At 64.3% G+C, this 13,690-nt stretch carries 11 protein-coding genes and 1 tRNA gene; 6 read left to right on the top strand and 6 right to left on the bottom strand.

Going from position 1 to position 13,690, the window contains the following annotated elements; all coding sequences use genetic code 11:
• The first annotated feature begins 105 nt into the window (after positions 1–105).
• The 5 genes from Q0897_RS00515 to rplT all read left to right on the top strand — a co-directional run bounded on the left by Q0897_RS00515 (position 106) and on the right by rplT (position 2,822).
• A complete protein-coding gene (locus tag Q0897_RS00515) occupies positions 106–1,041 on the top strand; it encodes a ribose-phosphate pyrophosphokinase (protein WP_202083405.1) in 936 nt (311 codons plus the stop codon).
• Positions 1,041–1,823, top strand: coding sequence for a histidinol-phosphatase (hisN, locus tag Q0897_RS00520; RefSeq protein ID WP_299306935.1), 783 nt, complete (start codon positions 1,041–1,043; stop codon positions 1,821–1,823). Before Q0897_RS00515 ends, hisN begins: the two co-directional genes overlap by 1 nt.
• Before the next feature lie 117 nt (positions 1,824–1,940).
• Complete coding sequence (locus tag Q0897_RS00525; protein ID WP_202083409.1) at positions 1,941–2,111, top strand: hypothetical protein; 171 nt, start codon at positions 1,941–1,943, stop codon at positions 2,109–2,111.
• A 134-nt stretch (positions 2,112–2,245) separates the two neighbouring features.
• The gene (rpmI, locus tag Q0897_RS00530; protein WP_239806162.1) at positions 2,246–2,449 is read left to right on the top strand and encodes a 50S ribosomal protein L35; all 204 of its coding nucleotides are present in this window, start codon (positions 2,246–2,248) and stop codon (positions 2,447–2,449) included.
• A 13-nt stretch (positions 2,450–2,462) separates the two neighbouring features.
• Positions 2,463–2,822 (top strand): 50S ribosomal protein L20, encoded by a 360-nt coding sequence (gene rplT, locus Q0897_RS00535; protein WP_202083415.1) that lies wholly within the window; start codon positions 2,463–2,465, stop codon positions 2,820–2,822.
• A gap of 99 nt (positions 2,823–2,921) precedes the next feature.
• On the opposite strand, the gene Q0897_RS00540 is transcribed toward rplT, so the two are convergent.
• The 3 genes from Q0897_RS00540 to radC form a co-directional block, all read right to left on the bottom strand.
• The gene (locus Q0897_RS00540; protein WP_299306939.1) at positions 2,922–6,260 is read right to left on the bottom strand and encodes an amidohydrolase family protein; all 3,339 of its coding nucleotides are present in this window, start codon (positions 6,258–6,260) and stop codon (positions 2,922–2,924) included.
• 135 nt (positions 6,261–6,395) lie between these two features.
• Complete coding sequence (locus Q0897_RS00545) at positions 6,396–7,856, bottom strand: methyl-accepting chemotaxis protein (RefSeq protein ID WP_299306941.1); 1,461 nt, start codon at positions 7,854–7,856, stop codon at positions 6,396–6,398.
• Positions 7,857–8,216: 360 nt separating this feature from the next.
• Complete coding sequence (gene radC, locus Q0897_RS00550) at positions 8,217–8,945, bottom strand: DNA repair protein RadC (protein WP_299306943.1); 729 nt, start codon at positions 8,943–8,945, stop codon at positions 8,217–8,219.
• 413 nt (positions 8,946–9,358) lie between these two features.
• Here radC and Q0897_RS00555 point away from each other — a divergent pair, with 413 nt between their 5' ends.
• Entirely contained in the window at positions 9,359–9,661 is a 303-nt protein-coding gene (locus tag Q0897_RS00555) for an alkylphosphonate utilization protein (protein WP_299306945.1), read from the top strand.
• A 321-nt stretch (positions 9,662–9,982) separates the two neighbouring features.
• Here the strand turns inward: Q0897_RS00555 and Q0897_RS00560 are convergent.
• The 3 genes from Q0897_RS00560 to Q0897_RS00570 all read right to left on the bottom strand — a co-directional run bounded on the left by Q0897_RS00560 (position 9,983) and on the right by Q0897_RS00570 (position 13,649).
• Positions 9,983–10,058: transfer RNA gene (locus tag Q0897_RS00560), tRNA-Thr, on the bottom strand.
• A gap of 344 nt (positions 10,059–10,402) precedes the next feature.
• Positions 10,403–11,587, bottom strand: coding sequence for a GIY-YIG nuclease family protein (locus Q0897_RS00565; protein WP_299306947.1), 1,185 nt, complete (start codon positions 11,585–11,587; stop codon positions 10,403–10,405).
• Positions 11,580–13,649 carry a DEAD/DEAH box helicase gene (locus Q0897_RS00570; RefSeq protein ID WP_299306949.1) on the bottom strand — a complete coding sequence of 690 codons (2,070 nt, stop codon included), beginning with the start codon at positions 13,647–13,649 and terminating at the stop codon, positions 11,580–11,582. Before Q0897_RS00570 ends, Q0897_RS00565 begins: the two co-directional genes overlap by 8 nt.
• Positions 13,650–13,690: the final 41 nt, after the last annotated feature.

Raw genomic sequence — 13,690 nt, forward strand, 5'->3', positions numbered from 1 at the left:
CAATGTTGCAATTGTGCGACCGTGCGCTAGGGACGCAAGCCATTGAGGGATCACCAACGGACGGCCCGGACCGGTGCCGCTTTCGACCAATAGCGGGAACGCGCAATGAAGATCATGTCGGGCAATGCCAACCTGCCGCTGGCGCGGGCCATCGCGGGCTATCTCGAAACGCCGATGACCGATGTCAGCGTGCGGCGGTTCGCGGACGAGGAAATCTTCGTCGAAATCCACGAGAACGTCCGCGGCGAGGACGTGTTCGTCGTGCAGTCGACCAGCTTTCCCGCCAATGACAATCTGATGGAGCTGCTGATCTGCATCGATGCGCTGAAACGCGCGTCGGCGCGGCGGATCACGGCGGTCGTCCCCTATTTCGGCTATGCAAGGCAGGACCGCAAGCCCGGCCCGCGCACTCCGATCTCGGCCAAGCTGGTTGCCGATCTCATCACCCGCGCCGGGGCGGACCGGGTGCTGTCGGTCGATCTGCACGCCGGACAGATTCAAGGTTTCTTCGACATCCCGACCGACAATCTCTACGCCGCGCCCGCGATGGCCGCGGATATTCAGGCGCGCTACGGCGATCAGGACCTCATGGTTGTATCCCCCGACGTCGGCGGCGTGGTGCGTGCGCGGGCACTGGCCAAGCGGCTCGACAATGCGCCGCTCGCCATCGTCGACAAGCGGCGCGACCGGCCCGGCGAATCGGAGGTGATGAACATCATCGGCGAGGTCGAGGGGCGGCATTGCATCCTCATCGACGACATTATCGATTCGGGCGGCACGCTGTGCAACGCGGCGCAGGCGCTGCTCGATCAGGGGGCGAAATCGGTCGCGGCCTATATCACCCACGGCGTGCTTTCGGGCGGCGCGGTGGCCAAGGTGTCGGGCAGCGCGCTGACCGAGCTGGTCATTACCGACACGATCCGCGCGACCGACGCCGCGCGCGACAGCGACAAGATCCGCATCCTGTCCATCGCCACGCTCATCGGGGAGGCGATTCGCCGCATCGCCGATGAAAGCAGCGTGTCGAGCCTGTTCGACTGATGCGGATCGCGGACGATATCGCGCTGGCGGAGCGCCTCGCCGATGCTGCGGGGGCGGCGATCCGGCCGTATTTCCGCACCGCGCTCGACACAGAGCGCAAGGGCGATGCCAGCCCGGTCACCGTCGCCGACCGGGAGGCGGAGGCCGCGATGCGCGACATTCTCACCGCCGAGCGGCCCGAGGACGGCATCATCGGCGAGGAATACGGCGTCGAACGGGCCGGGGCGAAACGGCAATGGGTGCTCGATCCCATTGACGGCACGGCGGGTTTCCTCGCGGGGCGGGCCATGTTCGGCACGCTGATCGCGCTGATGGTGGATGGCTGGCCGGTGCTCGGCGTGCTGGATCAGCCGATCGCGGGTGAGCGTTGGATCGGGGCGGCGGGGCTGCAGACGACGCTGAACGGGGCCGAGGTGCGCACGCGCCGGTGCCGCGAGCTGAGCGAGGCGACGCTGGCCACCACCGGGCCGCATTATTTCGACGATCACGACGGCGAACATTTCATGGGGCTTGCGGCAAAGACCGATCACAAGCGCATGGTGATGGGCGGCGATTGCTACAATTATGCCATGCTGGCGACAGGGCAGCTCGACATCGTGGCCGAGGCCGGGCTGAAGCTTTACGACTGGGCCGCGCTGGTCCCGATTGTCGAGGGCGCAGGCGGGACCATGGCCGACTGGAACGGCGATCCGCTCAATGCGACGAGCGACGGGCACGTGATCGCGCTGGGCGAACCGGCGCGGCTCGAAGAGGTGGTTGAAGCGCTCGCCTGTCATCACTAGGCTGCCCGTCACGGGTTGTTAAGCATCCCCATGCAACCCTGCCATCTGCATGGGCCGGGGATGACGGGCGGACGAATCGTGATATCTTTGTTCAAGGCGATTTTTCCGGCGGCCCTCATGACCTGGATCGTGGCGAAGGTCGCGGCGATGCAGGGGACGCGCGCCGGCGTGCTTAACGTGCACTGGGTGATCATCGGCGACTGGAGCACCTATTGGTCGTGGCCGATGATGGGCATTGCGCTGGGCCTGTGCTGGTCGATCACCTTCATGCTCGATTCCCTGCGATAGGGTGCGCGAAGGCTTGCAATGTTCGTCGCGCCCGGTTATGCGCGCGGCTTCCATCGACACGTGATTTCCAAAGCCGGCCTGGCGACAAGGGCTGCCAGGGCTGGTCGGACGTGTTTCTATTCAAGGAGACGAAAATGCCCAAGCTCAAGACGAAGAGCGGCGTGAAGAAGCGCTTCAAGCTCACCGCGACCGGCAAGGTCAAGCATGGCGTGGCCGGCAAGCGCCACCGTTTGATGAGCCATAACGCCAAGTATATCCGCCAGCAGCGCGGCACGAAGGTGTTGTCCGATGCGGACACCGCGACCATCAAGAAATGGGCGCCCTACGGGCTGAACTGAGGAGGCATAGACAATGGCACGCATCAAACGTGGTACGACCACGCGTCAGAAGCACAAAAGGCTTCTCGAACAGGCCAAGGGTTACCGGGGCCGCCGCAAGAACACGATTCGCGTCGCGCGTCAGGCCGTCGAAAAGGCCGGCCAGTACGCCTATCGCGATCGCAAGGTTAAGAAGCGCAATTTCCGCGCCCTGTGGATTCAGCGCATCAATGCCGCGGTCCGCGCCGAAGGCCTGACCTATTCGCAGTTCATGCACGGCACGAAGCTTGCCGGCATCGAACTCGACCGCAAGGTGATGGCCGATCTCGCCATGAACGAAAGCGCGGCCTTCGCTGCGATCATCGCTCAGGCGAAGAAGGCACTGCCCGCGTAAGACCACGCCGGCAACCGAACGCAAAGAGGCGCGGGTGGCAGATGCCTCCCGCGCCTTTTTTCATGGGCGCCACCCCGGTGAAGGGGCGGCGCCTTTCCGTCACTCCCACCAGTAGGGCGCACGCACCGTATCGCCGGTGACGATCTCGTTCATGGTCGCCGCATCATAGGCGCGCCCGCCCAGAACGACCGTGTCGACCCGCTCCGTATTGCGGATATTGGCCAGCGGATCGCCATCCAGAATGACGAGATCGGCCAGCTTTCCAGGTTCCAGCGAGCCGATTTCCCGGTCCATCCCCAGCGAACGCGCGGGCACGATGGTCGCCGCCTGCAATGCCTCAAGCTCGGTCATGCCGCCGCGCACAAAGGACCAGATTTCCCAGTGCGTGCCTATCCCTGCCTGCTGCCCATGGGCGCCGATGGAGACGAGCACGCCGGTATCGGCGATCTTCTTTGCCTCGCGCGCGACATCGTCGTCGATGAAATCGCCCTCCGGCGCGGTGGTGCGCCGGGCATTGGCGGCGCGCAGGATCGCGGGCGGGGTATGTGCCTGCAACAAGGGCTGCGCGAACACGTCGGTCGCTTGGCGCCAGTAGGGATCGCCGGCCAGCCCGCCATAACCCACGACAAGCGTCGGCGTGTAATTGGTGTTCGACTGGCCAAAGAATTGCAGCACGTCGGCGTAGATCGTGCCGACCGGGATATTGTGCTCCAGCGTGGAATTGCCGTCGGCGACGAGGTTCATGTCCATGCCGTAGAGCGAGCCGCCCTCCGCCACGACGAGCATGTTTTCCTGCCGCGCGGCCTCCACCACCATCTGCCGCTGGTCGCGGCGGGGCTGGTTGTAGTTCTTCACGCTCGGCGCGCCCTCGGCCTTCAACCGGCGCACATGGTCGAGCGCATCGTTCAGCGTGTCGATCTGCGCATAGGCACCCGGCGCCCGCGCGCCATAGATGATGCGCCCTGTCGAAAACATGCGCGGGCCGAGCAGGCGGCCGGTGCGCTGCATGTCCTCCGCCACGAAAAAGGTGGTCCCGCTCGACGGGTCGTGGATCGTCGTGGTGCCGAGCGCGAGGTTCTGAATAAGGCTCCAGTTCTGCTGCGGAACCAGCTCGCCATCGGCATAGGCGCCGTGGGCATGCGCATCGACGAAGCCGGGGACGATGGTCTTGCCCGCCGCGTCGATGGTCGGCGTGCCCGCTGGAACGGTCGTCGTTGCCGCCGGTCCGACCGCAACGATGCGCCCGTCACGGATCAGCACGACCGCATTGTCGACGATGCCGCCATCCCCGCCCGCCATGGTGACGACCTTCGCGCCGGTAATCGCCAGCATGCCCGACGCGATCGCCGCCGGTTCGGTGCGGAGCATCGACACGCCGGTCTGCGGGGGGGTGAAGGCGGCGCGATCCTGCCCCTCCACGGGAGGAGCCGCGGGAAAAACCTCTGACAATCGCGCGGTATAGAGCGTCGGACCGAGCGACCAGTGGATACGCTCCCCATCGTTCGACCAGTGGACGTAATCCGCCGCCGTGTCGGACAATTCGACGACCGGCAGATCCTTGGCCGTGGCCGAGATCGTCACCGCCTGCCCGCCCGGCATCAGCGGCATCGCATAGGCGTCGAAGTTTTCTGTGAACGCGAAATATTTTCCCGATGGCGACACGCTATATCCGGTGACCAGTTCGCCCTTGGCATGAACGCGCTGCGCTTCGCCGTTGCGGTCGGTCGAGACCAGATTCTGCGTCCCGTCGTCAGAGCCTGTCATGAAGATACGATCGTTCGATGCGCCGAAATGGGGCGCCGCCATGCCCCGCCCGATCAGCACCTGCGCCCCGCCCGTCGCCGCGATGCGATAGACGCCGGGATCGTCGCTATATTCCGGGGCGGTAAGATAGCCGCCTTCGCCGCGTTCGAACACGATCGTGCCGCCGTCGGGAGAGAACACAGGCCGCGCATAATGGCCGGGCCGGTCGGTGACGGTGCGCCCGCCGCGCCCGTTCGCGCCGATGGTGCGGATTTCGCCCAACCCCTCGTCGGTCCAGCGGACATAGACGATGCGCGATCCGTCGCGTGACCAGCTGGGGTAGAGTTCGAGCGCGTCGTCCCCCGTGACCCGCCGCATCGTGCCGCCGCCCGCCGGCATGGTATAGAGCCGGCCCAGGCTTTCGAACACGACCGTGCGCCCATCGGGCGATACCGCGGCGAAACGCGGCATGGTCACCGCGACATTGGCCTGCTCGACCGGGATGGCGGGATGCGGCGCGCTGGCGATCGCGCGCGTGTCGTCGATGGCAAAGGGGATGATGCGGGCGTTCGATCCGTCCGCGTCCACGCGCCGGATCTTGCCGCCGGCCCAGAACACGATCGACCGGCTGTCGGGGGTCCAGTCCATGTTGGGATAGACGCCCGTGACCGCCCAGGTTTCCTGCACATCCTGATCGAGATCGTCGTAGATCTTGCGCGTCGCGCCGGTCCTCAGATCCTTTACGTAAAGCTTCGAGCGCGTGTTTTCGCGCCGGACAAAGGCAATCTTCGACCCGTCGGGGGAGGGGGTGGGCCGCACCGCGCCGCCGAGCCCGCTGACCGCCGTGGTCACCTCGTCGCGGAGAAGGTCGTACCGTTCGATATCGAACAGGTCGGTATTGGAATCCTGCGCATATTCGAAAATCGGTCCCGGCGTTACATTGCGCGTATAATAGATCGCCTCGCCATCGGGGGCGTAGATCGGCTCGCCCAGTTCCTTTTGATGCTGCTCGTTCGGGCGTTCGACCAGCGCGACGCCGCTTCCGCCGGATACGTGATAGAGCCACACCTCGCCCGTGCCGAGCGAGCGGCCGGTGGTGAAATGCTTCTTCGCGGCGATGAACTGCCCGTCGGGGGACCATGTCGGCTGATTGAGAAGGCGGAAATCCTCCTTCGTCAGCTGCCGCTTGTCCGATCCGTCCGCATTCATCAGCCAGATATTGTCGCCGCCGCCCCGGTCGGAGGTGAAGGCAATGCGCCGCCCGTCGGGCGAAAAGCGCGGCTGCACCTCCCAGGCCAGCCCTTCGGCAATGCGCGTCGGCGTGCCGCCCGCGATGGGCATGGTGTAGATATCGCCGAGCACGGAGAAGGCGAGGGTCTGACCATCGGGCGACACGTCGATGTCGATCCAGGTGCCCTCGTCAGTGCGGATCGGCACCTGTTTGAGCGCAACGCCCGGCGGGGCGTTCACGTCCCAGGACGCGGCTTCGGCATCCGCCGCGATCGAAGCACCGGTGGGGCCATCCTCGGCCGTTTGCCGGGGGAGCGGGTCGGGGGCGGTGACGGGGCGGCGGTTTTGATCCTCCGTCGTTTCGGTCTGTTCGACAGGGTTCGTCCGCTCCTGCGGGGCGGCGGCTTGCGCCAAGGCGGTGGTGGAAAGGAGCGTGGAGGTAAGAAGGCAGATTGCGAGTTTCATGAACGATCCCGAAGCATCAAAAGGATCGCCACCCTAGACCGGAACCGACCGACTGCAAGGATGCGATGCGAAAGGGGCGCGGCGGTGCCGAACCGCCGCGCCCCTTGTCGCGCAAATGGTGCCGTCCGCGCGCGGTCAGCCGTGCGTCCCCGTCCGATTGCCGCGCATATTGTCGTTGGCGAGCGAGGGGCGGGTCGCCGTTCCGCCCTCGCTCGTCCGGAAGGTGGAAACCAGTTCGGTGAGCTCCTGCGATTCATTGGCGAGGCTGCGGGCCGCTGCGGTGGATTCCTCGACCATGGCGGCGTTCTGCTGCGTCATGGTGTCCATCCGGCCGACCGCGAGGTTCACCTGCGTCAGATTGGTGGATTGCGTTTCCGCCGACACCGCGATCTCGTCGACGGACGCGCTGACTTCGCCCACGCGGCCGACGATCTTGGTCAGCAGCTCGCCGGTTTCGCCTACCAGCTTCACGCCATTGGTGACCTGCTTGGAGCTGTTGGTGATGAGATCCTTGATGTCCTTGGCCGCATCCGCCGACCGCTGTGCGAGGGCGCGGACCTCGTTCGCGACGACGGCAAAGCCCTTGCCCGCGTCGCCGGCCCTTGCTGCCTCGACCCCGGCGTTGAGCGCGAGGAGGTTGGTCTGAAACGCGATGCCGTCGATCACGCTGATGATCTGGGAAATCTCCTGCGACGAGGTTTCGATCTCGCCCATGGCGGCGGTCGCCTTTTCGACCACCTTGCCGCCGTCGGTTGCCTCTTCATGCGCGGCGCTGATCGAGCGCTGCACCTCGATGACGCGGCCGGCGGTTTCCTTCACGATGCCGGTGACCTGGTTCATGGCCGCGGCGGTTTCCTCGAGGCTTGCGGCCTGCTGTTCGTTGCGATTGGCAAGGTCGTCCGATGCGGCGCGGATTTCGGCGGAGGCGGTCGACATCGACTGCACCCCGGAAATCACGGCCAGCATGGTTTCCTGCAACGATTCCATCGCCGTGTTGAAATCCTTTTCCGCCTGCGCGAACTCGCTGGGCAGTTCGGACATGCGGGTGGTGAGATCGCCTTCGGCCAGGCGGGCGAGCGACTTGCTCATCGATTCGATGACGAGATGGATGTTCTGCTCGTTCCGGTCGAAATAGGTGGAGAGCGCGATATCCATGTCGAGCAGCGATGCGCGCACTAGGAGCGAGACATCCTCCGCCAGCCTTTTGCGTCCGGGCAGGAAGCGTTGGACCCCCGGCGCGATGAGCGCGTGGATGGTTTCATCGAGTATGAGCGAATAGCCGCCGATATACCATTTCGGCTTCAGATCGATGCGGGCGTGAACCTCGCCAATGACCTTCGAGCGTTCGAGATAGGCATCGTTCAGCCCTTGCGAGAACAGCTTTTGCCAGTGGGTTTTCTGTGCCGACTTGGCGCGGGCGATCTGCTGACCTCCCGAAAACATCGAGGCCAGATGGGGCGTACCCTGTATCTTGGCGTAAAATCGCGAAATCGCGCTGTCGAGGAACTTGTCGAGCTTGCGTCCCAGCTTCTGCAAACGGCCATCGGAAGCGTCCAGCTCGTAAAATGCGACGCGATCGTGAATGGAATTCTTCATGTTCTGCCCCCAGGAACCGTCGGGAAACACGGGGTGAATGAGCGATCCAGTTCATTCGGCTGACGGCGCCATTTCGGGCAAGGCCGGTTCGCCGACATGGCGCCCGGATGCATCCTGCGTGTCATCCTGATACCCCGCGCGGATCGGGTCCGCCCGCTTGTACCCGAAGAACGCCGAATGCGTTTCTCCGGAAAAATCAAAACCTGTCCGGTGACCAAATCACTGCGGCGCATCTGACATGACGATGATTATGCGGAAATCGGGAAAGCCCGCCTTGCAAGACGGATAGGGGCAATCGCGTAATGCGGTGGCCGGTTCCGTACTATCGGGTCCGCTTACGGACCTTTCGCCGCCGACGGGTCAGACGTAGCCCCGCTCCTTGAGCGAGACGTGGCCGCTGCTGCTCATGATGATGTGATCGACGACGCTGACGTCCATCAATCGTCCCGCCTCGGCAATGCGATTGGTCAGCTTGATATCGGCCTGGCTCGGCTCGGGATCGCCGCTCGGATGGTTGTGCACGAGGATCAGCGCGGTCGCCCCGAGGTTGCAGGCCCGGTGAATGACCTCGCGCGGGTGCATGCTGGATTCGCTGATGGATCCGTCGCTCAGGTGCTCATCCTTGATAAGTTCCAGCTTGCCATTGAGATAGAGCACGCGCGCCCGCTCGCGCTTCAGATGATTGAGATCGGTGGCAAGATAATCGAGCAGCGTCTTCCAGTTGTTGAGCACCGGCGCCTGGCGCAATTCGGTCGCGGCGAGGTGTTTCGACGCGACGAGCGCGATTTTCAACGCGCCGATCACCATGTCGCCGACCCCGTAGATCCGCCGCAATTCGTTCGGATCGGCGTTGAGCAGGGCGGAGATCGACCCGAAATGTTCGAGCAGCCTCTTGGCCAGCGGCTTGGTATCGCGCCGTTCGATCGCGGCGAAGAGGAGGAATTCGACCACCTCGTAATCGGCCAGCGAGTCATGGTCCCCCTCGATCAGCCGCTTGCGCAGACGGGCGCGGTGACCCCATCCGGCATGCGTTTTTCGGCCTGTGTCGGCGGGGCGACCGGGCCGCTGCTCGTTGAGCGAGGCGGGCATCCTGCTGCGCCAGGCGCGGGATCCTCGAAAGGCTGGTCGTTGTCCTGCATAGATTCGATCCGCTGCGATTCGGAAAAATTCGTGCCGCTCACGATAACCGGCGCGGGCAGGTTGGCCACCTTCGATTTTCGCCACGTCGATCACGCCGGGCGAGGCTGGGCGCGCCGCAGAACGTGCCGCACGTGCCGAGGGCGTACCGGTGCGGCATGATGCGGCAGGTTCGCCACGGGGGAGCGCAGCCGCCGTGCGCGATCAATCGGGCCGCCACGATGACCGATGCCGATGGACGGCATGCGCGTGAAGCGCCTATCGGGGCCGACAGGCTGAGCCTGCTGCCGGGAAATTCGTTGGACGCGCGACCGGCGGGGCGGAAACGGGCCGAATGATTACAATGCAATCGAACGGGATTTTGCATGAGCGACGAAGACTATGTTTACGACCAGGAGAGCGGCGAATGGATGCCCGCCTCGCAATTGGCGGACCGCACGGCGGCGCGCACGACGGTCGAGGTTCGCGATGCGGTCGGCAATATCCTGACCGATGGGGACCAGGTCACGCTGATAAAGGATCTGAACGTGAAAGGGGCGGGGCAGACTCTCAAACGCGGCACGGTGATCAAGTCGATCCGCCTGACCGGCGACGAACAGGAAATCGATTGCCGATATGAAGGCATCAAGGGACTGGTCCTGCGCGCCGAGTTCGTTCGCAAGCGATGACGTGCCGGGGCGGGGCTGCGGATGGTACCCGCCCTCCCGACGATACCGGCGATGACCGGACGGCTACCGTTCGGCGCTGCTTGCGCCCGGCCCCGCCCGGTGAGCACGTTTCCATGCTGTCGCATCGTATCCTCGCGCGCCAACGCCGGTTGCGTGCTTTTGCCGTTGGGCAAGAGACGGACGGTCTTGACGCCCCGGCTGAATTGCGTCGGATGTCCCCGATCTCAGCCGACCAATCTGCGCGCGGGATTGGTTTTTGGCAGTGCTGCGACCGAGAAGTACGGCCTTCATGCCTCGCCAGACGCTTGTGGGAAGGGGGGCTGGTGCCGGCTACAGGATTCGAACCCGTGGCCCCCTGATTACAAATCAGGTGCTCTACCAACTGAGCTAAGCCGGCATACCGCACAAGTCTGCGGTTCCTGAGACTTTCAGGCGCAGATCGGAAGGGCCGCGAGGATCCTTCGAATGCGCCTGGTTCCATTGTTATTCCATCCGTATCGCGCCCAGGCCCGACGTGGCGACAGGCAGGACACGCCGCTGATGATCTGCTTCGGCTGATGAGTCAACGCCAGAAAACACGAGGTCATCGGCGGAGGAGCCTGTTCGCTAGGGCCTCAGGTGGCTTCGTTCGTCGCGGCAGCATACCTGTCACGAAAAAGGATCCGCATATATACAAACGCGGGGGCGCGTTCCGGCGCGGCGCGCGCATCCGGTCGTTAGCCCGCCGCGCAAGCGATCGGTTCAGTCCCTTTCGACGAGCCGAGCCTGCGTGACATCGTATTCGAACCGGGTGATCGACCCATCCCTTATGCGTTCGACAGCCTCGCCGATCACGTGGATCGGGACCAGGAACCATTCGCGCGGCTGCACGGGATTGCCGAAACGGTCGGCGATCGAAATGTCGATCTGCGCCGCACCGAAGACGCGGTGGATGAGCCGTTCCAGCTTTGTCCGGTTGATGTTGAAAAGGTGATATTCGGCGACGATCTCGACCTCCGCCATCAGGAAGGTCGGTTGCCGCCGCGCATCCGCCACGCGCTTTTCGACGCTCATATTGGTGACCCCGATCTTGTGCACGAGATCCCGGTGGTCGGCGATGAGGGGGTGGTCCGACTTGCTGCGCAGGACGTAGATCGTGCCGCTGGCCTGATCGTCTTCGCCATTTTCGTCCGAAAACAGCGGGCCGGCATCCGGGTCGGTGATGCGGCGGCCCGCCTCGTCCTTGTGCAGGGCGCGTTGAAGCGAGCGCATCAGGAGCCTGCTCTGCGTGCCATTGTCGAAAATCACGCGGAGCCGGGCATCGGACCGCCCCTGCGCATTCGTGAAGATGTCGTCCATCTCGGCGACATAGGCGATCTGGCCGCTCACGATGAACCACGCGCCCGGCCTGATTTCGGCCTGGAGTTCGAAGGGGCGGGTGGTGCGTTCCTTGCTGTCGAGTTCGGCCTGAACCTGTTTGAACAACGGCTCGAACGTTCGGAAATCCTTGCATTTTTCGCGGTTGGCAACCTCCTCCGCCGCGCGCCGGTCCTCGCCCGATGGCACGTGGCGCAGGACACGAATGTCGTCACCGCCCACAGGCTCGACCCCCAGTTCGGACAGCAGCATGGAATCGTCGAAGGTTTCGGGCTCGAAACTGTCGTCGACCGCCGGCGCGGCGAGAAGCCCGTGCGTATCGAGCGGCGCGAGCAGTTCGCGCGCCTCGTCAAGTGCGCGCAAGCGGTCGAGCCGGACGGCATAGATCCGCTCGAATATGTCGCGATCCTCGCCATGCTGCGGCGCGCGGTCGTTCTGTTCGCGGAAACGGACGATATCTTCGAACCCTGCGATGATCCGTTCCTCGCGCGGCGTATAGGTTCGCGCCTTGACCGGTGCGATGTCGACGCCGAGCTCGGACAGCAGTTCGTCGTCGGAGAGATCAGCCATGGGCGGCCGCCTGCGCGCGATGGCGGGCAAAAGCGGCGACACCCTCGGCCAGCCGCTTCTCCCACGCATCCTGCGACGTGATTTCGGGGAGCCGTCCGCGCTCCTTCTTGAAACGCAAGGCGCGTTCGGCAAGCTCGCGCGCTTCCTCCGGCGGGATCTTGATCTTCTTCGCGGTGATGACGGATTGTACCTGCTGCAGCACGGTTTTGTTCATCGCCTTGGCGAGCACGGCATAGGCCGCGTCGAACGGATTGATGCTGTCGATGAGATCGACGTCGAGATCGCGGACATCCATGGCAAACCTGCGGACCCCGTCGATGAGCGCGGTGTTCGACCGCTCCGTATCACCGTCGGCCATGCCGCTCGCCACCGCCTTCGCCTTTTGCGTGAGGTTGAGCGCGGAGATCGCGTGTTGCCGCACCGCCTCCTGATCCTCCGTGCTGAGATCGGGATAGCGATCGCGAACGATCTTGCCCATCTTGAGCTGGGTCAGCTCCTGCGGCACGGTTTCCTCGTTAAACAGTCCCTGCTCCAGGCTGCTTTTGTCCTGCACGAATTGCGTGATGACCTCGTTCAAATCTTCCTTGCAGATCCGCTGCGCCTCATCGCTCTTCGGCTCGACCAGCCCCTTGATTTCGAGATGCAGTTGCCCCGTATCCTCGCGCACGCCGACGTTCGTTTCGCCGTCCCTGTATCCGCCCGGGCCATAGTCGAAATCGTCGAGCGGGCCTGTATCCTTCGGCGTGAAGGTGAAGCGGGGGGCCAGCACCTGCTCCATGAGCAGGCTGGCCGCGATCGCTTTCAACGTATCGTTGATCGCGCCTGCGACGGCGGCTTCGGATGCGTCCGGCTCGGCGATGAGATTGGTGAAGCTCGACCGCGCCTTGCCGGGGGCATCGCGCGTCGCCCGCCCGATGATCTGGATGATCTCGGTCAGGCTCGACCGGTATCCCACCGTCAGCGCATGCTCGCACCAGATCCAGTCGAAGCCCTCCTTCGCCATGCCGAGCGCGATGATGATATCGACATGATCGCGGTTCCCCCGCTGCGCCGGATCCTTGAGCGCGGAGAGCACCTTGTTCCGCCGCGACGGGTCGCTGTCGTCGACGAGATCCGCGATCCTCACGATCCGCCCGTCCGCCGTGCGCACATGATGAAAGCCGGTGACGGGGTCGGCCATCTGCCAGTCCCCGACGCTTTCCATGATATGCTCGACCTCCTTCACCTTGTCCTTCGTGCTTTCGCGCGCGTTGACCGACGGGATGTGCACGATCGTCTTGCGCGCCGGGTCGAGCACCGCCTCGATCGCGTCGAGATAGCGACCGGTGTAGAAGAAATACCCGATGTCGAGCGCTTTGAGATGCTCGTACCCGTTGAGCTGCTCGTAATAGGTGTAGGTGACGGTCTCGAACTTCGCCTCGTCCTCCGGGGTGAGCACGGGCACCGCGTCGCCGCGAAAATAGCTTCCGGTCATCGCCACGACATGCACCTTGTCGCGGCGGATGAATTCGGCAAGCTGACTGCCAAGGCGATTGTCCTCGCTGGCGGAAACGTGGTGAAATTCGTCCACCGCGATCAACCGACCGTCGAACGCCTCCACGCCCATCTTCTCCACCGCGAAACGGAACGTCGCATGGGTACACACCAGCACGCGGTCCTCGCTGTCGAGGAACTGTCCCACCGCGCGGACCTTTGAGGAATCGACGCGCTCCTCGTCCGCGCCGGGCGCATTGCACAGGTTCCATTGCGGCTTCACGGTCCAGTCGGCCCAGAACCCGAACCGGCTGAGCGGCTCGTCCGAGAAGCTGCCGCCGATCGATTTTTCCGGCACCACGATGATCGCCTGGCGCAGCCCCTGATGATGGAGCTTGTCGAGCGCGATGAACATCAGCGCGCGCGATTTGCCCGACGCCGGCGGCGACTTGATCAGCAGATATTGCTCGCCCCGCCGGGAATAGGCGCGCTCCTGCATCGGGCGCATGCCCATCTCGTTCGCGCGGGAGGAAACGCCCGTGCGCGCCGTTGCGATGGATACGGCGGGGATCGGCTTGGCGGATGTCATGATACGGTTCCTTGGGCAGGGGCCATGCGGGCGCCATGCGG

The organism is uncultured Croceicoccus sp. (genome assembly GCF_947496385.1).
Classification (GTDB): domain Bacteria; phylum Pseudomonadota; class Alphaproteobacteria; order Sphingomonadales; family Sphingomonadaceae; genus Croceicoccus.

What these genes read in the sequence shown, in the direction of transcription:
- Q0897_RS00555 (WP_299306945.1), top strand. Translation starts at nt 9,359, where the DNA reads ATGAGCGACGAAGACTATGTTTACGACCAGGAGAGCGGCGAATGGATG.
- Q0897_RS00565 (WP_299306947.1), bottom strand. Translation starts at nt 11,587, where the DNA reads ATGGCTGATCTCTCCGACGACGAACTGCTGTCCGAGCTCGGCGTCGAC.
- rpmI (WP_239806162.1), top strand. Translation starts at nt 2,246, where the DNA reads ATGCCCAAGCTCAAGACGAAGAGCGGCGTGAAGAAGCGCTTCAAGCTC.
- radC (WP_299306943.1), bottom strand. Translation starts at nt 8,945, where the DNA reads ATGCCCGCCTCGCTCAACGAGCAGCGGCCCGGTCGCCCCGCCGACACA.
- Q0897_RS00525 (WP_202083409.1), top strand. Translation starts at nt 1,941, where the DNA reads ATGACCTGGATCGTGGCGAAGGTCGCGGCGATGCAGGGGACGCGCGCC.
- Q0897_RS00545 (WP_299306941.1), bottom strand. Translation starts at nt 7,856, where the DNA reads ATGAAGAATTCCATTCACGATCGCGTCGCATTTTACGAGCTGGACGCT.
- rplT (WP_202083415.1), top strand. Translation starts at nt 2,463, where the DNA reads ATGGCACGCATCAAACGTGGTACGACCACGCGTCAGAAGCACAAAAGG.
- hisN (WP_299306935.1), top strand. Translation starts at nt 1,041, where the DNA reads ATGCGGATCGCGGACGATATCGCGCTGGCGGAGCGCCTCGCCGATGCT.
- Q0897_RS00570 (WP_299306949.1), bottom strand. Translation starts at nt 13,649, where the DNA reads ATGACATCCGCCAAGCCGATCCCCGCCGTATCCATCGCAACGGCGCGC.
- Q0897_RS00515 (WP_202083405.1), top strand. Translation starts at nt 106, where the DNA reads ATGAAGATCATGTCGGGCAATGCCAACCTGCCGCTGGCGCGGGCCATC.
- Q0897_RS00540 (WP_299306939.1), bottom strand. Translation starts at nt 6,260, where the DNA reads ATGAAACTCGCAATCTGCCTTCTTACCTCCACGCTCCTTTCCACCACC.